This is a genomic window from Mesorhizobium sp. M0514 (assembly GCF_040321145.1).
Lineage (GTDB): Bacteria > Pseudomonadota > Alphaproteobacteria > Rhizobiales > Rhizobiaceae > Mesorhizobium.
Map to the genome: position 1 here is coordinate 23,944 of NZ_JAMYQZ010000026.1, position 19,929 is coordinate 43,872.

A 19,929-nucleotide genomic window follows, 5' to 3' on the forward strand; every position below is an offset into this window, starting at 1 on the left:
CCTTTCCTAGCCGTTCGGCAGCGGCGACGGGAGTAACAAGGTGGTCGTGAAACCAGCGACCGGTGGCGTCATCCAGCGCCGCGCCCGGCCCTGGCCGAAGGACTGCACTTTGCCGGTCTCGGCCAACTGCTCGAGCGCCCGCTGTACGCTGCGCTGTCCAGCGCCCAGCGCCAGCGCCAACGCCGAGCTGGCCCAGGATTCACCATCGGCCAGGAAGGCCAGCAGCGCGGCGTGCCGCTCCTCGATCGGCCGCGCCAGCACCGCCACGGAGCCTGCTTCGCGCGGCGCCAGCGCAAAGCCCTGGCTGGTCGCGCCGATGCCGGCCAGCGGGCGCAATTCGGCGCGCAGGCGGCCGATCTCGACCCGCAGCCTGGCGCGATGCGATTCATCGGCATGCCGGCCGCCAAAGGCGCGGGCAATCAGCGTCGCCCTCGGCACATCCGCCGGCCAGGCTTCGGCAAGCGCGCGCGCCAGCGCAAACAGCACCGGGCGCGTTGCCAGGGATATCGTTGTTTCCTGCTTGTGCACGATATAGCGGAACGTATCGACGACCAAGGCCGGCGACGCCTGCAGTGCCTCGACCTCCTTGAGCAGCAGCGGGCGCTCCTCGCCGCCTGCGATCAGCCGCGCCGCCGGCGTCTCCAGTGCCAGGAAGGCGCTGTCGACCTCCGCCATAAGACCCGGAATGCCGGCCCGGCGGGCGGCATAGCGCGCCCACTCAAGGGCTGCGCGCGCGGCCTTCGTCTTCAGGCGCCGCATGGCGATGCCGGCAACCGCGAGTTCATGCGCAGCGCGTGAGGCCGGCGGAAGCGGCGACGGATCGAGCCCAACCAGCACGTCTTCAGCCTCGTCGAGGCGGCCGATCAGAAGCAGGCGGCGCACCTTGAGATGCCCGGCATGCGCCGCGTTCAGCCGGTCGCCATGCTTTTCCAATGTCGACCGCGCCGCGTCGAGCGCCTTGGATGGCCAGCCGAGATCACGCGAAACAAGCGCGATCTCGGCTTCGGCGACAACGCATCTGGCGCGCGCCACCGCCTCCTTTGGACCGAAGGCACGGCCGGCCCTACGCAACAGTACTTTGGCGCGATGGAAATCGCCGAGCTGCGCCATGGCAATGCCGCGCAACGCCAGCGCCGGGGCATCCTCGCGCAAGGCGACGCGGTCGAGTGCTGCGAGCGGGTTGCCCGCCGCCAGCGCCAGCCCTGCCGCGGTGATCAGCGAGTCCATGCAAATCCCGTCACATTTGTAACTCCCACCGCTCCCCTTACCGGCCCTAACTTAAGTCACCACCGCCAAGCAGCAAGCCGCGGACGGCGACCTAGCCATCTGGACTGGCTGAAGACGCCCAGGCCTGCGTTGACGGCAATATTCGCATTCGCTAGCCTGAGCATCTCAGACAGTCGTGTTAAGCTTCTCAATAAGGAAAAACCGACCATGCCTGCTTCCGAGGACTTCGAGCCCACCGTGCGGCCTCGCCACCCCTGCTGCGGTGGCCCGCCTGCAAATGCCGTCACATTTGTAACTCCGCCCTCGCCGCCTCGCGGCCCTAGCCTGCCTCACGATCAACAGGCAACGACAAGCCACAACGGCTCAACAACTGGCAAAGGAAACAAGCAATGACCAAGCACGTGGCAATGAAGACCCCACCGGTCGTTTCAAGGCAGGAATGGGAAGCCGAGCGCGAAAAGATGCTGGTGAAGGAAAAGGCAACGATGCGCGCCAGGGACGCGCTGTCGGCCGAGCGCCGGCGCATGCCATGGATGGAAGTAGACAAGGCCTATGTGTTTGAAGGTCCCAACGGCAAAGCGAGCCTGCTCGATTTGTTCGAGGGCCGGCGGCAGTTGATCGTCTACCGCGCCTTCTACGAACCCGGCGTCCACGGCTGGCCCGAACATGCCTGCCGCGGCTGTTCGCTCGGCGCCGACCAGGTCGGCCATCTCGCCCATCTCAACGCCCGCAACACCACGCTTGCCTATGCCTCGCGCGCGCCGCAGGCCGACATTGTCAGCTTGAAGCGGCGGATGGGTTGGGAGATGCCCTGGTACACAATCACCGACAGTTTCGACAAGGATTTCGGCGTCGACGAATGGCACGGCCACAACGTGTTCATCCAGGACGGCAAGAAAGTGTATCGCACCTACTTCATCAACAACCGCGGCGACGAGCAGATGGGCACGGTCTGGAGCTACCTCGACGCAACGCCGCTCGGCCGCCAGGAAATCTGGGAGGATTCGCCCGAAGGCTATCCGCAGACCGAGCTCTACAGCTGGTGGAACTGGCACGACAATTACGACGCCGCACCCGACAAGACGTGGGAGGAAGTGTCGGCGGCCGGCGAAGCCGCGTTCCGCAACAAGGACGGCAAGTAAGGACCTGGAGCGGCGCCCATCCAGCTTGGTTTCCTGTCCCTCACGGGACAGGAAACCCGGGCATTGATCATCAAGGGATTACGACCATGAGCGATATCGGCACAGGCACCGGCAGTGAGGTCCCTCAACGCTCCGATGCAGTTTCTCTCCGCACCGCCGACTGGCTGTGCCTCGCCGCGGCCCCTGTTTTCGCCGTGATGGCGCTGCTTACCTGCATTCACGCTGGCGACGGCGTCATGTCGTGCCTGGGGGCCGATGCCTCCCCGCTCACCGGCATGCCGCTGATGTATCTCTTGATGAGCGCCGTCCATCTGGCGCCTTGGCTGCGCGTGATTTCCGGCCGGCCGGTCCGGCGATAGGCTGGACCGCCGCCGCCATGGAAACGCTCTTTACGTCGGAGAGAGACTATGAAGCTGGTCAGGCTGAGAGCGCCGGGCGGGTTGGACAAGCTCGACCTGGTCGAGGAGGATCAGCCCCGGCCTGGGCCGGGAGAAATGCTGGTCAGGATTCGCGCCTGCGCGCTGAATATGCGCGACGATTTCGCCGTACAAGGCAAGGAGCCGCTCGCCGACGGCCGCGTGCCGCTGTCGGATGGCGCCGGCGAGGTGATCGCCATCGGCGACGGCGTCGACACGTTCAAGCCGGGCGACAGCGTCGTCAGTGTTTTCTACCCCTGGTGGCTGGCCGGCGACATGAGATCCGATACAAGCCGCGGCATTCCCGGAGACAGTTTCGACGGCTTCGCCAGCGAGTATGTGTGCATGCCGGCGCACGCCTTCACCAGGGCGCCGGCGGGCTATACGCATCTCGAGGCGGCAACGCTGACCTGCACGGGCGTCACGGCCTGGCGCGGCCTGGTGACATGCGGCAAGGTAAAGCCCGGCGACACGGTGCTGATCCTTGGCACCGGCAGCGTGTCATTGTTTGCGCTGCAATTTGCCAAGGCCGCCGGCGCAAGGGTCATCGCCACCTCGTCCGATGAAGAGAAGCTGGAGAAGCTCAGACGGCTCGGGGCCGACAGCGTCATCAACTACAAGGCGGTGCCGCAGTGGGGCGGCAGGGCCAGGGAACTGACGGACGGACGCGGCGTCGATCATGTGATCGAGGTCGGCGGACCGGCGACGCTGGCGCAGTCGATAGCGGCCTGCCGGACAGGCGGGCATATCGCACTCATCGGCGTCCTGACCGGCTTTGCTGCAGAAGTTTCGATCCCGGCGCTGTTTTCGAACCAGATCCGCATCAGCGGAATTTCCATCGGCAGCAAAGCCGACCAGCAGGACATGATCCGTGCCATAGAGGTCAACCGCCTGAAGCCCGTCATCGACAGCAGCTTTCCACTGCAGGATATCGCCGCCGCCTTCAGGCATTACGAAGCGCAAAGGCATTTCGGCAAGATCTGCCTCGAGCTTTAGACCCTGCGATCGGCATTCCTACCCAGCGGCCGGCGCCAGCGTCCCGCTTGCCATCAGGCCCCAGAGTTGATCGGCCGTCAGCTGTCTGGCCGAGCCGTCGTAGGCCACCCGGCCGAGGCTGAGCACCACGATCCTGTCGGCCAGCGCCCTGACCGTCGACAGGTCGTGCGTGACCAGGATGACGCCGGTGCCGCTGACGGCGATCGAACGGATCAGTTTGACGACCTGCGCGGTCTGCTTGACGCCAAGCGCGGCGGTGGGCTCGTCGAGGCAAATCAGCTTGACGTGATCGGCAAGCGCGCGGGCAATGGCGATGGACTGCCGCTGGCCGCCCGACAGCGAGCGCACCAGAACGTTTTCGTCGCGAAGCGTGACGCCCAGCGCGGCAAGCCGGGCACGACACTGCTCGGCGGCCTTTCGGTCGTCGCGAACCGGGAAGACACCGAGCCAACGCCGCGTTTCCTCACGCCCGAGGATCATGTTGTGGGCGACGCTGAGGTTCGGGCAGAGCGCCAAATCCTGATAGACGGTCTCCAGGCCGGCGCCGCGTGCATCCTGCGGGCTCCTGAAGGAAATCGGCTGGCCCTCGAGGGTCATCGCGCCGGCATCGGGCTGGATGGCGCCCGAAATAATCTTCACCAGCGTCGACTTGCCGGCGCCATTGTCGCCGAGCAGACAGACGATCTCGCCTTTGCCGACCGTGAAACTCGCCTCTTCCAATGCCGTCAGCGCGCCGTAGGATTTGCGGGCGCCGGCAATCGAGAATGCCGGACCTTGCGGGGCTTCTGCATTGCCCGCCGTCACGGCAGGGCCGGCCGAGGCGACGGCACCATTGTCCGCCACCGTGAAGTTGGTCGCGGCGGCCCGAGCGCGCCGGCCGCGAAAACCGATCGCAGCCTGGTCGGCCACCAACGCCAGCAACAGCATGCTTCCCACCGAAATGGATTGCCACCATGATTGCAGGCCGACGAAGATCAATCCTGCATTTAGGATGCCGATGGTGGCAACACCGATGGCGATGCCGAGCGGCCTGCCGGAGCCGCCGGAAAACGCAACGCCGCCGAGAATTGCAGCGGTGAGCACGTCGAGCTCGAAGCGAACGCCGATGGTCGGCGTGATGCTGCCGAGACGACCGGCGATCAGAACCGAGACCAGGCCGATCAGCAAGCCATTGGCCGCGTAGAGGCTAACCACCGTGCGTCCCACAGGAATGCCGCAGAGTTCGGCCGCGCGCGGATCTCCGCCTATGGCGTAAAGCCTCAAGCCGGTGATCGTGCTGGTCAGGACAAAGGCTCCGGCGACAAAGACAGAGGCGGCGATGATCACGGTGTACTGGATGCCGAAGATCTTGCCCCGCCCCAATTCGAGCAGAGCCTCGGGAAAACCATAGACCGCGGTGCTGGAGACGACGAAGGCAAGGCCGCCATAGAGCGCCAGCATCGCCAACGTGACGATCAGCGGCGAGATGCTCAGCCTGCGCACCAGCAGACCGTTGAGCAGACCGAGCAAAAGGCCGAGACCCAGGCCGACGCAGATCGCCAGCAGCGCGCTCTGCGTCGCCACTGCAACCTTGGCAGTGATGATGCCGATCAAGGCGACCATGCTGCCGATGGAGAGGTCGACATAGCCGGCGATCAGCAGCGCGGAGGTGCCGAGCACGGCAATCAGGATCGAAGTCGAGTTGACGCCGATGACGACGAAATTGTCGAGGCTGAAGAACGATTTGTTCAACAGCGAGAAGGCGACGATCAAGCCCAGCGCGACCAGCGCCAGCCCGATGCGGCCAGACGCTTCGCCCGGCGCCTTGACGCCCGGCAGCAAGGATGAAAACCGGCCCGTTTGCAGCGGCGTCGTCCCCGTTCGAAGGCTGTCTGTGCTCATGCTTGCCTCTGCTGAAGCGGGCGGTTTCAGGTCAGGCTGAACCCGCCCGTTTCGCGGGAAAAACGGGCGCTACTTTGCCTCGGACGACCAGGGGAAATTCACATACTGGTCGCGCGTATCGTAGCAGATGTTGCCGTACATCCTGAGATAGATGTCGCGGCGCTTCGGGTCCTTGTAGACCGCGGCCGGATCGGCCACGTCGGCCTCGTACTGGGCCATGTAGTCGCTGGTCAGCGCCACCGGGAGGATATCCATCGCCTGCGGGATGCTCTTGCCCTCCAGCCAGTCGGCGGCGTGCTGGCCCATGGCATAAGCGAAGACCGGCGACGCCAGGCTGATGCTTGCCTTGTAGGGACCGCCGCCTTTCTTGATCGCGGCGACTGCCTCCGGTTCGCCGTCGATGCCGCCAAGGAACTGGTCCGGCCGCGCCTTGCCCGCCGCTTCCAGGGCAGCCAGCGCGCCGAGCACGACGGTGTCGGCGCCGAGCACGACATCGACGTCGGGATGGGCCTGGAGAATGGTGCTCATCGTGGCAAAGCCGCCTTCCTTGTTGACGGGATTGGGTGAGATGTCGGCGACGATGGTGACGCCTGGCATAGCCTTGAAGATGTCGCGCATGGCGGCAAAGCGCGGCGCCAGGAATTCCATGCTGTCATGCGACAGGATGACGACATTGGCCTTGCCACCGAGCTTGTCCTTTATGTAGGCCGCGGCCGCTTCGGCCAGCACCTTGCCGGTCTCATATTGCGGCGCGTTGAGCAGCGAGGTGGCCGGCGGCGGCACGATGGTGCCGACATAGGCGCCTGACCAGATAAGCTCCTGCAGGCTGCGGCTCATGGAGGCCGGGTCCACGGGCGCCGCCACCAGACCGCCGATCTTGGAGGCGAGAAACAATTGCACCTGCTCGACGCCCTTGGCGGCGTCATTGTTGGCAAGCGCGCGCCGGTATTCCAGGCCGCGATCCTTGGCGGCGGCGGCCAGCCCGCGGTCGACGCCCTGCATGAATTCACGCTCGTTATCCTGCGCGAAGGCCAGCACCTTGTTCAGGCCGGGCGGTGGGCTGCAGGCCGGCGCCTTCGGATCGAACGGCGCAAATACCGCCGGCTTGGTGAGCCCGGCCGGGCCGTCCTGCGCGCTTGCCAGAATGGTACCGCCCGCGAGCACACCGGCAACGCCGAGCAGCGTCGCCAGCATCATATTCCTGTCAGATCGCATTTTACTTCCTCCCTGTCGTTGATTGTTGCCGCGCATCGCAAGCCTCGCGGTCGCTACTCTTCCCAGTCTCCCCAGATACCCACCTTCCTGCTTGCAAGTCAAAACTTTTTCCAGTGGAATTAATTAATCAGAGATAGCCGGGTGACTCGCCCACGCGATCACGCCTTGCCGATCAGCGACTGGACGGCTTTGGCCAATTCCGTGCCGAGCACGCGATGCGCGTCGCTGTCGAGGTGAATGCCGTCTACCGCGCTCGATTCGACGACGTCGCCGGCGTTGAAGAACGCAGCGCCGGCGCGCCGGGCCGCATCGCGGAACAGGCCGGCAAAGTGCATCGACTTTGCGGCGCCGCCCAGAAACATCTGGCCGAACCAGTCGACCTCCAGCATCGGCGGCGGCGCTACTATCAGGACCGCGGGCGCCACGCCCGCGGGGCCAGCTTCGCTGCGCAGGACAATTCTGGCCAAAATCTCAATAGAATCAGCGACGTCATTCGGCGTTACCGAGAACCTATGCTTGAGATCGTTGGTGCCGAGCATCAGGATGACGAGGTCGAGCGGCATATGCGTTTCCAGGCACACCGGGAGCGATTTGAGCCCGTTCTTGTGGAGACCTTCGATCGGATCGTCGTGCACGGTGGTGCGCCCGCCCTGCCCTTCTTCGATCACATCCCATCCGCTGCCGAGCTGGCGGCGCATGATGCCCGGCCAGCGCCGGTCGGGCGTGAAGCGGCGCCGTCCGACGCGGGCCAGGGTGGGAATGGCGCCATAGGTATTGGAATCGCCAAAGCACATGATGGTCCGGGTCTGCGTCACGGCATTGCTCCTCCAGGCTTGCATACTTTGAACGACAGCAGGCCGGCCGGCGTCAACTACATTTTTCCATCGGGTGGATTTAAGTGTTGCCTTGCCGTGCCCGCATTGCTACGTCAGCGCTTTGATCGGCTCGCCTTGCGGCCAACCTCCTTGCGCAGGGGAAAGCGTGACCGGCACCAGCTTCTTCAGTCTCGAAAAGATCGCCGAGGGCCGCAGCGGCGGAACCACGCAGGCCGAGAGCCGCGTCTACAACGAACGCCTGATCGTCTCGCTGATCCGCCGGCACGGCCAGCTGGCCAAGACCGATTTGACGCGGCTGACCGGGCTGGCCGCGCAAACCATCACCACCATCGTCAACCGCGCCGCCGACAACAAGCTGCTGCTGCGCCTGGAGCCTTTGCGCGGACGGCTGGGGCAACCCTCGGTTCCCTATGCGTTGAACCCGAAAGCCGCGTACGCCTTCGGCCTCAAGGTCGACCATCGCAGCGCCGATGTCGCCCTGGTCAATTTCGTCGGCGACGTGATGGCGTTCGAACGCACACTGTTCGACTATCCGACGCCCGTCGAGGTGATGAAATTCGCCAAGGGCGCCATCGCGCGCATGTGCCGCAAGCACAGATCGATAGAGCAAGACCGCATCGCGGGTCTTGGCATCGCCTCGCCATTCCATCAGTGGAACCTGAGCGAAGAGGGCGCGGTGCCGGCGAGCAGGCTGGATGCCTGGAGGGAAATCGACATTCGCGCCGAACTGGACCGGGCGTTCGACTGGCCGGTGTTCCTCTACAACGACGCCACGGTGTCGGCCGCGGCCGAACTGATGTTTGGCGCCGGCGGATCGCGCGCCGACTTTCTCTATGCCTATGTCGGGCACTTCATCGGCGGCGGCCTGGTGCTCGATCATCACTTGTTCCCCGGCCGCAACAAGCTGGCCGGGGCGCTGGGCGACATGCCGGTGCCCGCGCCGGGGCGCAAGGGCGACCGGATGACCCCGTTGCTGCGCGTCGCTTCGCTGCATTCGCTGGCCGGCAAGCTCAACGACCAGGACAATGGGGACAAGGATGCCGGCCGCATCTGGTCGTCGCCCGACGATTGGGGAGACCTTGGAGAGCCGCTCACCGCGTGGATCGATGAGGTTTCGGACGGGCTTGCCTATGCCGCCCGCAGTGCCGTTGCCTTGCTCGACATCGACAATGTGGTGATCGATGGCGCCATACCGAATGGCGTGCGCAAGGAGATCGCCAAGGCCATGCGCAGAAAGCTGGCACGGATCCTTGTCGATCGCCCCGAGCCGTTCTCCATCATCGAGGGGACGTTTGGCCATCTCGGCCCCGTTATCGGCGGCGCCAGCATTCCGTTGCTGGTGAAATATTCGAACGACAAGGAATTGCTCTTCAAGGAATAGGCGCGCAGCCGCCGGCACCAGGCATTTCGAACTGTGAGACTTGTCACATACCTGCTCGTGAAGCGCGTGCTACTTGCACCCTGCGGTCGGTCGACGCCGAAAGAAATCGCCTGCCATGGTCTGGCGGTGACGGGCCTTTCACTTTATGCTGTGGCAGGTTGCATACTCTCAACGGACCTTGATGCCGCAAGCGGTGTTCTCGTCGGCGTCAGGCCGCGACCAGGAGTTTTGTCATGCTCCGACTTTGCGGATTCATCGCGGCCTTCATCCTTGCCGGCCTCACAAGCTTTGAGGCCTGCGCCGATCGAAGGGTCGCGCTCGTCATCGGCAATTCCGATTATCGCGACATCCCGGCGCTGAAGAACCCGGCCAAGGATGCCCAGGACGTATCGGCCACGTTCCGGCTGGCGGGCTTCGAGGTTTTCGTCGCCGAGAATCTCACCAAACAGCAGTTCGAAGGCCAGTTCCGGGACTATCTGGCCGCCGCCGACGGCGCCGATCTCGCCGTCGTCTACTATTCCGGGCACGGCTTTCAGATCGGCGGCGAGAATTTCCTGATACCGGTCGACGCCTCGTTGAAGAAGGCGGCCGATATCGAGGTCCAGGCCATCAAGCTCAACGACGTGCTGGAGCAGCTGCGCTCGAAGTCGAAGATCCAGGTGATCATCCTCGATGCCTGCCGCAACAACCCCTTCCCGCGCAACAATTACTGGCTGCGCGACCAGCTTGTCACCGCCGGCAATACCGGGCTGGCGCAGGTGCGAAGCTCGCTCAACACGCTGATTGCCTTCGCCACCGAACCAGGCGCGGTCGCCTATGACGGCAGCGGCGACCTCAGCCCGTTTTCATCGGCCTTTTCGCGGCGCGCGCTGGCGCCGAACCAGGAGATCCGAACGGTCATGTCGGCGGTGCGCCGCGATGTCGTGCAGGCCACCAACGGCATGCAGGTGCCATGGGAAAATTCCTCGCTGATCGACGACGTGGTGCTGGTGCGCCGCAACAATCGGCCTTCGCTGCCGCCAGTGCTGGAGAAGGTGGTGCTGTCGGGGGTCGGTCCTGTCGCTCTCGGCCTGCCGGAGCCGGTCGATGTCGATGGCGGCGCTATCAGCGTCAGCATCGAACGTCCGCCGGCAATGGGCCGTCTGGTGCTGGACGGCAAAGACGTCGCGGTGGGCGAACCGATTGCCGGCAAGGACCTGCCGCGCCTGCAGATGGATGTCCCCAAAGGGGCCGCCACGCAGGACGAGGTGGATATGCTGGCCTATGCCACGCATGACAATTGGGGCGGCGGGAGCCAGGGCATACTCGTGTTCCGCGTCAAGAGCGGCGAAGGTGCGGCGGGTCAGCAGATCATGGCTTCGCTCGAGGCCGAGCAGAAGCAGCAGGTGCTGGATCGCGGCATCCACATCACCGGCGCTGCCGAAGCGATCGAGAACCGCAAATTTGATGTTCCCGTCGGCGTCGGCCCGGTCGCGCTCAATCTGGATTTCCCCACCGACGATCCGGCAGTCAGCCTGAAGGTCTCGGGGTATCCGGCAACGGGAACGCTGTCGTTGCCTGATCGAACCTTGTCGCCGCAATCCAGCCTTCTGGCCGGTGAAGTCGACCATCTCCGTTACGAGCCGCAGATCGGCGCCGGCGCGCCCGTCGAGGTCGGCTTCGAAATCCGTGCCGACAGCAGCTCGGCTAAGCCCGCGACGATGAAACTGTCGCCGACGGTCGATGCTTGCGATACCGCCGCCGGCGAGCCTCTCGACCTGCAAGGTGTGGTGCCCGGCCTGCTGCCGAACGAGATCGGCGCCGGTGCGGTGGCGGTCTGCGAGGCCGCGGTGAAAACCTATCCCGATGTCGCCCGCTTCCGCTACGAGCTCGGCCGCGCCCTGCTTGCGGCAGGCCAGGTTAGAGAGGCCAGGACAGCCATCGAGGAGGCCGCTAAGAAAGGCCATGTGCGCGCCGTCTTCGAACTCGGCTATCTCAACGCAACTGGAACCGGAACGGCCATAGACCGCACCCAGGCCAACGCTCTCTACAAGGCTGCCGCCGACAAGGGCGATCCCTATGGTATGACCTCGTGGGGACGCGCGCTGTTCAATGGCTATGGCGTCAACCGCGATACGGCCAAGGGCCTCGACCTGCTGCTCAAGGCGGCGGCCATGGGGCACACCTATGCCATGAACGATCTTGCCGCCATCTTCACCGAGGGCCGCAATGGCGTGCCTGCCGATCCGGCCCGCGCCGTCGCCTTCCTGCAAGCGGGGGTGCAGCGCCAAGACATGTATTCGATGAACCTGCTCGGCCGCAATTACCTCGCCGGCCAGGGCATCGACAAGGATCCGAAGACGGCGCAGGCGCTGTTCCAGCAGGCCACCGATCTTGGCCAGCCCTACGCTCCGGGCAGCCTCGCCCGCATGTACAGGGATGGCGCCGGTGTGCGCCAGGACCCGGCGGAAGCGCAAAGGCTGTTCGAACTGGCGACCACGCGCGGCGATCCGTCGAGCGCCTATGATCGCGCGGCGCTCGAAATGGCGAAAGGCGACAAGGCCGATCAGGCTGTCGCGGTGCGCTTCCTGGCATTCGCCGTCGCGCTCGATCTGCGCAAGGAGCTGCCGGACGCCAAAAAGGGCCTGGCGCAGTTCGGCACCAAGCCGAAAACGGCAGCTTTGGACGCCCTGCGTCAGGAGCTCAAGTCGAAGATCCCCCCATCCGGTTCGCTGGACACGCAACTGGTCAATGCGGCCCGGGGGGTCTGGGAAGAAGCCAATCCGCGTCGGGATTTGTTCTGAACAATAAGGAGGCCATGGTGGGCAAGGCATTCAAGCAGACATTCGGGCAGGCATTCATCGGGATAATTCTATCCGGCGTTCTGGCCGGGCTCATGGGCTGCACCTCGGTGTCGCCGATGTTTGAGCCGGCACCGCCGGTGAAACATCACAAGGTGGTTCGCGTAGCACCTCAGCCAAAGGTGGTCAGATTCAAGAAGGCGACCACCGGCAAAGTGATCAAGCCGGCGGAAGAGACCCCGCAAAAGCCGCCCGTGATTCCTTCTCTCGGCGGCAGCGGCGGAGGAGGCGGCGGCGGTTGGGGATGACAATGGGCCGGAGCGAAAAGCTGGTTTCCTGAAATTGAGATGACTCCCGTCACTTCGCCTTGGCAGCCCCAAATCGCAGCCCATCCATCAGCAGCGACACCAGACGGCGCGAGCGGTCGCGCCAGTCCTTGGTGTCGGGGGCCGAGTAGATTCCGCCGAGTGCATGCAGCACATCCGAGGCGTCGACGTCGCTGCGGATCGATCCTTCGGCCACTGCCGCCTCGACCAGTTGCCGCAAGGCCAGCGACACCCGGCCCGACATGTCGGAGAACACGGCGGAATTCGTGTTGAACAGGATGCGCAGGCTGGCCGCCAGGCCGCGCTTGGTGGCGATGTAGTCGACGAAGCGCTGCATCCATTGCTCCAGCGCCACATCGGCCGAATGGTGGCTGGCGAGGTCATCGGCAGCCGCGCAGAGCGCCTCGACTTCACGCCGATAGACCACTTCGACCAGATGCTCGCGGGTTGGAAAATGCCGGTAGAGCGTGCCGATACCGACGCCCGCCTGGCGCGCGATCTCCTCCAGCGAGGCATCGACGCCGTGCTCGGCAAAGGCCGCTGCCGCGACCTCGACCAGCCGGTCGCGGTTGCGCTGCGCATCGGCGCGCAGCGGCCTTGGCGCTGCGGCTTCGCGCTTCTCGTCGGCAATTGCTTGCGACTGGTCGGTCAATTTTTTCTCCACTGTCGATATATGGGGGCTTGAACCCGGAGGGGTAAGCCCCCAACTGGATAAACGGAGGCGCCTCCGTTTTAGTGGAGCAGCCTTATCATATAATCAGGGGAGCCGGTATGTCACGTGTTGAGATTGTGAAGACTGAAGCATCCCCTGTCCGCTGGAGAGTCGGGGCGGCAGAGCTGCCAATCTCCCCCCTCGTGGGGGAGATGCCCGGCAGGACAGAGGGGGGCGCTGTCCCGCCAGCCTATCAAGGCCTGACCAACACCCGCTTGGAAAAGGTCTATTTCGATGGATGTAAATCGGGAACGTCGCATTCCTTCGCGCCCCCCTCTGCCCTGCTGGGCATCTCCCCCACAAGGGGCGAGATTAGGCGCACCGTCGTCTCTTCCCTTTTCCTCTCCCACTCGGACGCCATTTCAATCCCCTAGCGTCAAGCAACTGGAGCCAGACGCCCATGACCAGCCAGACCATCCACCTCACCATCAACGGGCACGACCATGAACTGCAGGTCGAGCCGCGCGTCACGCTGCTTGACGCCTTGCGTGATCGCCTCGACCTGACCGGCACCAAGAAGGGTTGCGACCAGGGCCAGTGCGGCGCCTGCACGGTGCATGTCGAGGGACAGCGCGTGCTGGCCTGCCTGACGCTTGCAGCACAAGCCGAAGGCCGCGAGATCACCACCATCGAAGGATTGGCCGGCGACGACGGCACGCTTAACGCGGTTCAGGCTGCTTTCCTCGACCAGGATGCTTTCCAGTGCGGTTACTGCACGCCCGGACAGATCATGTCGGCGGTGGCCTGCATCCGCGAGGGCCATGCCGGCTCGGATGACGAAATCCGCGAATACATGGCAGGCAATCTCTGCCGCTGCGGCGCCTATCCGCACATCGTTGCCGCCGTGCGCCAGGCGGCACTGGAGGTCGCGTCATGAGGGATTTTTCGTACATTCGCGCCGATACACTCGATGCCGCACGCCAAGCTGCCGCCCTGCCCGGCGCCATGCTGCTTGCCGGCGGCACGACGCTGGTCGATCTCGCCAAATGCGGCGTTGCCGAACCCGACAGCCTTGTCGACGTCACCCATCTCAAAGGGCTCGACGCCATCAAGGTCGACGCTGACAGTGCCATGATCGGCGCGCTGGCCAAGATGAGCCTCGTCGCCGACCATGCCGAGATCAAGAGCCGCTTTCCCGCGGTCTCCGAAGCGCTGTGGCAGGCGGCTTCCGCGCAACTGCGCAACATGGCGACCATCGGCGGCAATCTGATGCAGCGCACGCGCTGCCCCTATTTCCGCGATCCCGCGAATTTTTCCGCCTGCAACAAGCGCTCGCCCGGCAGCGGCTGCTCGGCGATCGGCGGCGTCACCCGCGGCCATGCCGTGCTCGGCACCAGCGACGCCTGCATCGCCATGTATCCCGGTGACCTCGCCACCGCGCTGGTCGCCTTCGACGCCGTGGTTCATCTTGGCGAACGCCAGGTTGCCGTCGACGACTTCTTTCTCCTGCCCGGCGCCACGCCCGACAGGGAACATGCCATCCAACCGGGCGAGATGATCACCGCCATCAGCATACCGGCTTCCGGCACGGCCCGGCGTTCGACCTATCTCAAGATCCGCGACCGGCAGTCGTATGAGTTCGCGGCTGCAAGTGCCGCAGTCGGCATCGACTTCGAAGCCGATGGCCGCACCATTCGCGACCTGCGCGTCGCGCTGGGCGGCGTCGCGACGAAGCCGTGGCGGGCGCGGGCCGTGGAGGCGGCGCTGAAGGGCAAGGTGCTCAGCGAAGACACGGTGCGGGCCGCCAGCCGGCTCGCCGTAGAAGGTGCCATCGACCACGGCGCCAACCACTACAAGATCGAACTGGCGCCGCGCGTCGTTGCCCGCGCCATCCTCAAGACGGGAGCCATGTCATGACCATTCACGACCCGAGGACACGGCACGGCGACGCTTCGGACGGCACTGCCGATCAGGTTGGCGGGCGGCTGTCGCGCGTCGACGGCCCGGCCAAGATTACCGGTGCGGCAAAATATGCCGTCGAGCAGCAGCTCGACGGGCTAACCTACGGCGTCCTGGTCGAAAGCACGATCGCGTCAGGCAAGGTGCGCTCGATCGACACGTCAGCCGCCGAGGCGGCACCTGGTGTGCTCAAGGTGCTGACGCCGGACACCATCATGCCGCTGAAGACTGCATCGGACTGGTTCGGCACACCGCCGCCGGACAAGCCCTACTGCCCGCTGGCGCGCGATATCACCTTTTCGGGCCAGCATGTCGCCGCGGTCATCGCGGAGACCTTCGAGCAGGCCGTTGCGGCCGCAGCCCTGGTCAAGGTCAGCTATGACGAGACGCCGGCCATCGTCGACCTCAGCGACGCCAAGGCGGGCGACGGCATTCCGATCGCCGCCATGACCAAGGAATGGGGCGATGCGCAGGCCGCTTTCGCCGCTGCCCCGGTGCGCGTCTGCGGCGCCTATAACACGCCGCGCGAATACCAGGCGCCGATGGAGCCGCATGGCCTCATCGCCCGCTGGGAGGGCGACAAGCTCACCGTGTGGGAACCGAGCCAGTGGCTCGACGGCATGGCCCGCACCTATGCCGAATGGTTCGGCGTGCCGTTCGAGAATGTGCGCCTGGTCTCGCCCTATATTGGCGGCGGCTTCGGCTCCAAGGCGCTGGCGCTCGGCCATGGCGCGGTGGCTGCTGCCGCAGCCAAGATGCTGGGACGTCCGGTGCGGGTCGTGATGACGCGGCCGCAGACTTTTACCGGCTATGGCGGCCGCGCCGCGACCCGCCAGACGGTGACGATCGGCGCCGACCGTGACGGAAAGATCCAGTCGATCGTGCATCGCGGCGTCAATGAAACGTCGATCGACGGCATGTGGGTCGAGCCTTTGGGCGTGGTCACCTCGATCATGTATGCGACGCCCAACTTCTCCTCGAAGCAGAATGTCGTGCGGGTGAATTCGGTGGTGCCTGGCGCGATGCGCGCGCCGGGCGAAAACCCTAGCGCCTTCGGCATCGAAAGCGCCATTGACGAGCTCGCCTACGAGGTCGGCATCGATCCGCTGGAGATCCGGCTGAGGAATTACGCCGAGCAGGATCCGCACGCAAAAAAGGCTTGGTCGACGCGGCAGTTGCGCGAGGGTTTCGCGGCTGGCGCCGAACGCTTCGGCTGGGCCCAGCGCACGCCCAAACCGCGTTCGATGCGCGACGGCAACCAGCTGATCGGCTGGGGCGTCGCCGCCGGCACCTATCCGGTACGGCGCGCTTACGGCGAGGCCATCGTGCGTATCCTTGCCAACGGCTCGGTCGAGGTCGAAAGCTCCTCGATCGACATGGGCCAGGGCACCTACACGATCCTGGCGCAGACAGCGGCCGAAACGGTAGGCGTGGCGGCCGACCATGTCGTGGTGAAGCTCGGTGATTCCCGGTATCCCCGCGCCGGCGTCGCCGGCGGGTCGCGGCTGGCCGGCGTGATGACGGGCGCGGTCTACAAGGCGGCGACATCGGCGCTCGACCAGCTTGTCGGGCTGGCGATCAGCGATCCGCGCTCGCCCTTCCACGCGCTGCAGGCCAACACGCTGGTCGTCGCCAATGGCCGCATCAGGTCGCCGCGCGGCGATGGTCCCGATGTCTCGATCGCCGACCTGCTGGCCAGCGTCGGCCGCGACCGCATCGAGGCCACAGGCGACACCATGCCGGCGAACTCGACGGCCGCCGATCGCTACAAGAACTACACCACCATCGCGGCGGCACTGCCGCACACCGAGGGCGACTATTCGCGCCACTCCTGGTGCGCGCATTTCATCGAGGTGCGCGTCGACGAGGATTTCGGCACGGTGCGCGTGTCGCGCGTGGTATCGGCGCTGGATTCCGGCCGGCTCTACAACCCGAAACTCGCCGAGAGCCAGTGGAAGGGCGGCATCATCATGGGCATCGGCCAGGCGCTGCTCGAAGAAGGCATTGTCGACCGCAGGCATGGCCGCATCGTCAACAACAATCTCGGCGACTATCTGGTGCCGACCAATGCCGACATCCCCGATATCGAGGTCATCTCGGTCGGCATTCCCGACCTGCACTCCTCTGTGCTCGGCGGCAAGGGTGTCGGCGAACTGGCCATCGTCGGCGTAGCGCCGGCGATCGCCAATGCGGTGTTCCATGCGACGGGAAAAAGAGTGCGGGACTTGCCGATCACGCTGGAGAAGTTGATCTAGGAAGCGGCGTGCGTAATCTCCCCCCTTGAGGGGGAGATGTCGCCGAAGGCGACAGAGGGGGTCGCCTCTCGTAGAGCGCCAACCTCCTTCCGCCGCAGTAGGTCGAGCCCGGTCGGACCGCCCCCTCTGCCCTGCCGGGCATCTCCCCTCAAGGGGGGAGATTGGCAGGTCGCGCGCCTCGGCTACCAGTCGAGCTTGAACGCAAGCTTGCCGAAATGCTGCCCGCCTGCCGCCATGTGCGCGTAGGCTTCGGCCGCCTGCTCCTGGCAGAACACCTTGTCGACGACCGGGTCGATGCGGGCGGCGGCGATGGCGCGGACGGCGGCGCGAAGGTCAGATACCGACCCGGTGTTGTTGCCGACCACCTTCAGCGCCTTGATGATGATCGGCAGCAGGTCGACCGTGGCCTCGGCGCCGGTGACGAAACCGATGGTGAACAGCGTGCCGCCAGGCGCGGTGGCGTTGACGGCGCGGGCGAAGGTGGCGGTGCCGGCGGTCTCGACGACGAGGTCGGCGCCGAGGCCGCCGGTCAGTTCCAGCACCTTGCCGTCCCAGTCGGGCGTCGCGCGGTAGTTGATGAGATGATCGGCGCCGAGCGCCTTCGCCCGCCCCAGCTTCTCGTCCGACGAAGAAGTGATGATGACGGTGGCGCCGGCGGCTTTCGCCAGCTGCAGGGTGAAGATGGAGACGCCGCCGGTGCCGAGCAGCACGACGACCGAGCCCGGCCCGACATCGGCGGCGCAGACCGCGTTCCAGGCGGTGGTCGCGGCGATCGGCAGTGTCGACGCCGCCTCGAAGGAGAGACGAGCCGGTACCGGCACGAGCGAGTTGGCCGGCAGCGCGACATATTCGGCGAGCGACCCCGGCAGCGAAATTCCGCGCATCTGTGTCATCTCGTTAGGCCGGGGCGGACCGCCGATCCAGCGCGGCTTGGCATGGGCAACGACGCGATCGCCGACGGCGAAATCCGTAACGCCCTCCCCCAGCGCGACGATCTCGCCGGCGCCGTCGGCGACGGGAATGAGCGGAAAGCCGGGCACGCGATAATTGCCGCTGGCCACCGCCACATCGACGAAATTCAGGCTCGCGGCGCGCTGGCGGATCAGCACTTCGCCGCGCTGCGGTTCAGGCGTGGCAATGGTGGTGGCGCGAAAGGCGTCCAGTTTGGCGGCGGTCAGTTCGATGGCTTTCATGGCTCACGCATTCCTGTTTAAGGGGTCAATCGTCAGGATTGAGTGAAGCTATCTGCTGCGCTACAAGCAGATAATCCGGAATTTTTACATTTGAGTCCTGTGCTTTATGCAGCAATCACACGACCCCGCCAGCCTTGCCGAAATGGCCGCCTTTGCGGCCATCACCGAAGCGCGCTCCTTCACCAAGGCAGCGTTGCGCGTCGGGCGCGACTCGACGGTTCTGTCACGCCGCCTGCAATCGCTGGAGCAGCGGCTCGGCGTGCGGCTGCTGCACCGGACCACCCGAAGCGTATCGTTGACGGAGGCGGGAGCGGAGTTCCTGATACGCGTCCGCGCCATCCTGGCCTCGGTAGACGAAGCCGAGGCTGCTGCTTCCGCGCATGCCAGCGGGACGCCGCGCGGCTTGCTGCGGCTGGCGCTGCCGGGAACCTTTGGGCGTATGTGGATCGGGCCGCTGCTGCCGCAATTTCTAGCGACGTTCCCGGATGTCCGCATCGAGGCCGAGTTCTCCAACCGGTTCGTCGATCTCGTTGCAGAGAACTTCGATGTCGCCGTCCGTCTCGGCGCGCTGGAGGACTCGCGCCTGGTGGCGCGCAAGATCGCGACACGGCGGCGGTTGCTGTGCGCTGCTCCCTCCTACCTCGCCCGCCGGGGCACGCCGGAAGCGCCGGAAGCGCTCACAGAACACGCCTGCCTCGGCTTCTCCGGCTTCCAGACCTTTCCAACCTGGGAGATGACCGACAGTTCGGGACGCCGCGTCAACGTCGAAGTCTCGGGGCCGATGGTTTGCGACGACGCCGAGGTGCTGGTCGAAGCCGCGGTGCAGGGCCTCGGCCTGATGATGAGCACCGACTGGCTGGTCGGACGCGAACTCGCCGACGGACGGCTGGTGCCGGTGCTGGCGGACTGGACGCTGGCCGACGAAGGCGCGGTCTATGTCGTCATGCCCTCGGCCAAGGGACAAGCCGCCAAGACACGCGCCTTCGCCGACTGGATCGGCAAGCGCTTCGCGCCGGAGCCGCCCTGGACGTCGAGGCCGGTCTCAAAGGCTTGATCAATGGGGCGCGCCGGGGGCTAAGACGGCATATGCCGCTGTCAACAGGCCTTTTGTCCTGTATGATCTCGTTGAAGGAAGGTTGGGAGGGGATCATGCAAAGTGCATTGGCGAAGTTCATCATGGCAAGTTCCGTTCTGGCCGCGCTGCAAGCCGCGCAGCCGGCTTTTGCCGCGTCCTGCAACTGGAGCGCCAAGATGGAAGAAGACGAAGGCGGCAGCGTGCTGACGGCTTCGGTGTGCGGCGGACCGAAGGCCGATGCGCATCTGATGCTGGTCTGTTTCGACAAGCCGCTGCTGAGCTACGATCTGGGCGCGGCCGGCCAGCAGCTGGAGCCCGGCATCAGCGCTTCCTTCACCTTCAAGGGCGGTGACAAGAGCGTGACCAAAAAGCTCGACCTCGAGGCCATGTATAATTACTTCACGGCTGAGCTGAGCAAAGACGATCCACTGCTCGGCCTGTTGCGCGGCAAGGGCGACCTCACGGTTACGGCCGACAAATATGGCGAGAACAGCTTTCCGCTGACCGGCTCGAGCGCGGCCATCGGCAAGGTGCTGACGCAGTGCGGCAAAGGGTCATCTGGCGAAGCGGACTGAGGGCTCCCGACTTTCGACCA

17 protein-coding genes are annotated in these 19,929 nt (G+C 65.2%); 11 read left to right on the forward strand and 6 right to left on the reverse strand.

Translation table 11 applies throughout. The annotated features are described in order from the left end of the window. Nucleotides 1–6: 6 nt before the first annotated feature. The gene (locus NKI61_RS13290) at nucleotides 7–1,227 is read right to left on the reverse strand and encodes a helix-turn-helix domain-containing protein (protein ID WP_352839737.1); all 1,221 of its coding nucleotides are present in this window, start codon (nucleotides 1,225–1,227) and stop codon (nucleotides 7–9) included. A 389-nt stretch (nucleotides 1,228–1,616) separates the two neighbouring features. Between NKI61_RS13290 and NKI61_RS13295 the strand changes: the two genes are divergently transcribed. The 3 genes from NKI61_RS13295 to NKI61_RS13305 all read left to right on the forward strand — a co-directional run bounded on the left by NKI61_RS13295 (nucleotide 1,617) and on the right by NKI61_RS13305 (nucleotide 3,781). Continuing rightward, on the forward strand, nucleotides 1,617–2,369 hold the full coding sequence (locus tag NKI61_RS13295) for a DUF899 domain-containing protein (protein WP_352460496.1): 753 nt from the start codon (nucleotides 1,617–1,619) through the stop codon (nucleotides 2,367–2,369). Nucleotides 2,370–2,455: 86 nt separating this feature from the next. Beyond that, nucleotides 2,456–2,728, forward strand: a complete 273-nt coding sequence (locus NKI61_RS13300) for a hypothetical protein (RefSeq protein ID WP_023685488.1) — start codon at nucleotides 2,456–2,458, stop codon at nucleotides 2,726–2,728. Between the two features lie 48 nt (nucleotides 2,729–2,776). Beyond that, nucleotides 2,777–3,781, forward strand: a complete 1,005-nt coding sequence (locus tag NKI61_RS13305; protein ID WP_352839738.1) for a zinc-dependent alcohol dehydrogenase family protein — start codon at nucleotides 2,777–2,779, stop codon at nucleotides 3,779–3,781. 18 nt (nucleotides 3,782–3,799) lie between these two features. Here the strand turns inward: NKI61_RS13305 and NKI61_RS13310 are convergent, their stop codons facing one another. The 3 genes from NKI61_RS13310 to NKI61_RS13320 form a co-directional block, all read right to left on the reverse strand. Then, on the reverse strand, nucleotides 3,800–5,662 hold the full coding sequence (locus NKI61_RS13310; protein ID WP_352839739.1) for an ATP-binding cassette domain-containing protein: 1,863 nt from the start codon (nucleotides 5,660–5,662) through the stop codon (nucleotides 3,800–3,802). Between the two features lie 69 nt (nucleotides 5,663–5,731). Next, nucleotides 5,732–6,877: a sugar ABC transporter substrate-binding protein gene (locus NKI61_RS13315; protein ID WP_032923983.1), complete on the reverse strand. Its 1,146-nt coding sequence runs from the start codon at nucleotides 6,875–6,877 to the stop codon at nucleotides 5,732–5,734. A gap of 158 nt (nucleotides 6,878–7,035) precedes the next feature. Beyond that, entirely contained in the window at nucleotides 7,036–7,692 is a 657-nt protein-coding gene (locus NKI61_RS13320; protein WP_352839740.1) for an SGNH/GDSL hydrolase family protein, read from the reverse strand. Between the two features lie 166 nt (nucleotides 7,693–7,858). Between NKI61_RS13320 and NKI61_RS13325 the strand changes: the two genes are divergently transcribed. From NKI61_RS13325 to NKI61_RS13335, 3 genes are all read left to right on the forward strand, one after another. Then, on the forward strand, nucleotides 7,859–9,094 hold the full coding sequence (locus tag NKI61_RS13325; RefSeq protein WP_352839742.1) for an ROK family protein: 1,236 nt from the start codon (nucleotides 7,859–7,861) through the stop codon (nucleotides 9,092–9,094). 233 nt (nucleotides 9,095–9,327) lie between these two features. Continuing rightward, the gene (locus tag NKI61_RS13330) at nucleotides 9,328–11,877 is read left to right on the forward strand and encodes a caspase family protein (protein ID WP_352839744.1); all 2,550 of its coding nucleotides are present in this window, start codon (nucleotides 9,328–9,330) and stop codon (nucleotides 11,875–11,877) included. 14 nt (nucleotides 11,878–11,891) lie between these two features. Next, nucleotides 11,892–12,182: a hypothetical protein gene (locus NKI61_RS13335; protein WP_352839745.1), complete on the forward strand. Its 291-nt coding sequence runs from the start codon at nucleotides 11,892–11,894 to the stop codon at nucleotides 12,180–12,182. 49 nt (nucleotides 12,183–12,231) lie between these two features. On the opposite strand, the gene NKI61_RS13340 is transcribed toward NKI61_RS13335, so the two are convergent. Next, nucleotides 12,232–12,852 (reverse strand): TetR/AcrR family transcriptional regulator, encoded by a 621-nt coding sequence (locus NKI61_RS13340; protein ID WP_352839747.1) that lies wholly within the window; start codon nucleotides 12,850–12,852, stop codon nucleotides 12,232–12,234. A gap of 460 nt (nucleotides 12,853–13,312) precedes the next feature. Here NKI61_RS13340 and NKI61_RS13345 point away from each other — a divergent pair, with 460 nt between their 5' ends. The 3 genes from NKI61_RS13345 to NKI61_RS13355 are packed head-to-tail and all read left to right on the forward strand — an operon-like array spanning nucleotide 13,313 to nucleotide 17,066. After that, entirely contained in the window at nucleotides 13,313–13,789 is a 477-nt protein-coding gene (locus tag NKI61_RS13345; protein ID WP_023742406.1) for a (2Fe-2S)-binding protein, read from the forward strand. Further along, complete coding sequence (locus tag NKI61_RS13350; protein ID WP_352839748.1) at nucleotides 13,786–14,769, forward strand: FAD binding domain-containing protein; 984 nt, start codon at nucleotides 13,786–13,788, stop codon at nucleotides 14,767–14,769. Before NKI61_RS13345 ends, NKI61_RS13350 begins: the two co-directional genes overlap by 4 nt. Next, nucleotides 14,766–17,066 (forward strand): xanthine dehydrogenase family protein molybdopterin-binding subunit, encoded by a 2,301-nt coding sequence (locus NKI61_RS13355; RefSeq protein WP_352839749.1) that lies wholly within the window; start codon nucleotides 14,766–14,768, stop codon nucleotides 17,064–17,066. The genes NKI61_RS13350 and NKI61_RS13355 overlap by 4 nt, the downstream gene beginning before the upstream one ends. 182 nt (nucleotides 17,067–17,248) lie before the next feature. Here NKI61_RS13355 and NKI61_RS13360 read toward each other — a convergent pair whose 3' ends face one another. Then, nucleotides 17,249–18,259 carry a zinc-dependent alcohol dehydrogenase family protein gene (locus NKI61_RS13360; protein ID WP_352839750.1) on the reverse strand — a complete coding sequence of 337 codons (1,011 nt, stop codon included), beginning with the start codon at nucleotides 18,257–18,259 and terminating at the stop codon, nucleotides 17,249–17,251. Between the two features lie 106 nt (nucleotides 18,260–18,365). On the opposite strand from NKI61_RS13360, the gene NKI61_RS13365 reads away from it, so the two are divergent. Together NKI61_RS13365 and NKI61_RS13370 are read left to right on the forward strand one after the other, a co-directional pair. Then, complete coding sequence (locus tag NKI61_RS13365) at nucleotides 18,366–19,313, forward strand: LysR family transcriptional regulator (RefSeq protein WP_352839752.1); 948 nt, start codon at nucleotides 18,366–18,368, stop codon at nucleotides 19,311–19,313. Between the two features lie 95 nt (nucleotides 19,314–19,408). After that, a complete protein-coding gene (locus NKI61_RS13370; protein ID WP_245270983.1) occupies nucleotides 19,409–19,909 on the forward strand; it encodes a hypothetical protein in 501 nt (166 codons plus the stop codon). Nucleotides 19,910–19,929 lie beyond the last annotated feature (20 nt).

Excerpts from the sequence above, each read along its gene's own strand:
- NKI61_RS13350 (WP_352839748.1), top strand. The coding sequence starts at position 13,786 with ATGAGGGATTTTTCGTACATTCGCGCCGATACACTCGATGCCGCACGC.
- NKI61_RS13300 (WP_023685488.1), top strand. The coding sequence starts at position 2,456 with ATGAGCGATATCGGCACAGGCACCGGCAGTGAGGTCCCTCAACGCTCC.
- NKI61_RS13310 (WP_352839739.1), bottom strand. The coding sequence starts at position 5,662 with ATGAGCACAGACAGCCTTCGAACGGGGACGACGCCGCTGCAAACGGGC.
- NKI61_RS13345 (WP_023742406.1), top strand. The coding sequence starts at position 13,313 with ATGACCAGCCAGACCATCCACCTCACCATCAACGGGCACGACCATGAA.
- NKI61_RS13365 (WP_352839752.1), top strand. The coding sequence starts at position 18,366 with ATGCAGCAATCACACGACCCCGCCAGCCTTGCCGAAATGGCCGCCTTT.
- NKI61_RS13355 (WP_352839749.1), top strand. The coding sequence starts at position 14,766 with ATGACCATTCACGACCCGAGGACACGGCACGGCGACGCTTCGGACGGC.
- NKI61_RS13295 (WP_352460496.1), top strand. The coding sequence starts at position 1,617 with ATGACCAAGCACGTGGCAATGAAGACCCCACCGGTCGTTTCAAGGCAG.
- NKI61_RS13370 (WP_245270983.1), top strand. The coding sequence starts at position 19,409 with ATGCAAAGTGCATTGGCGAAGTTCATCATGGCAAGTTCCGTTCTGGCC.
- NKI61_RS13290 (WP_352839737.1), bottom strand. The coding sequence starts at position 1,227 with ATGGACTCGCTGATCACCGCGGCAGGGCTGGCGCTGGCGGCGGGCAAC.
- NKI61_RS13305 (WP_352839738.1), top strand. The coding sequence starts at position 2,777 with ATGAAGCTGGTCAGGCTGAGAGCGCCGGGCGGGTTGGACAAGCTCGAC.
- NKI61_RS13335 (WP_352839745.1), top strand. The coding sequence starts at position 11,892 with ATGGTGGGCAAGGCATTCAAGCAGACATTCGGGCAGGCATTCATCGGG.
- NKI61_RS13330 (WP_352839744.1), top strand. The coding sequence starts at position 9,328 with ATGCTCCGACTTTGCGGATTCATCGCGGCCTTCATCCTTGCCGGCCTC.
- NKI61_RS13360 (WP_352839750.1), bottom strand. The coding sequence starts at position 18,259 with ATGAAAGCCATCGAACTGACCGCCGCCAAACTGGACGCCTTTCGCGCC.
- NKI61_RS13315 (WP_032923983.1), bottom strand. The coding sequence starts at position 6,877 with ATGCGATCTGACAGGAATATGATGCTGGCGACGCTGCTCGGCGTTGCC.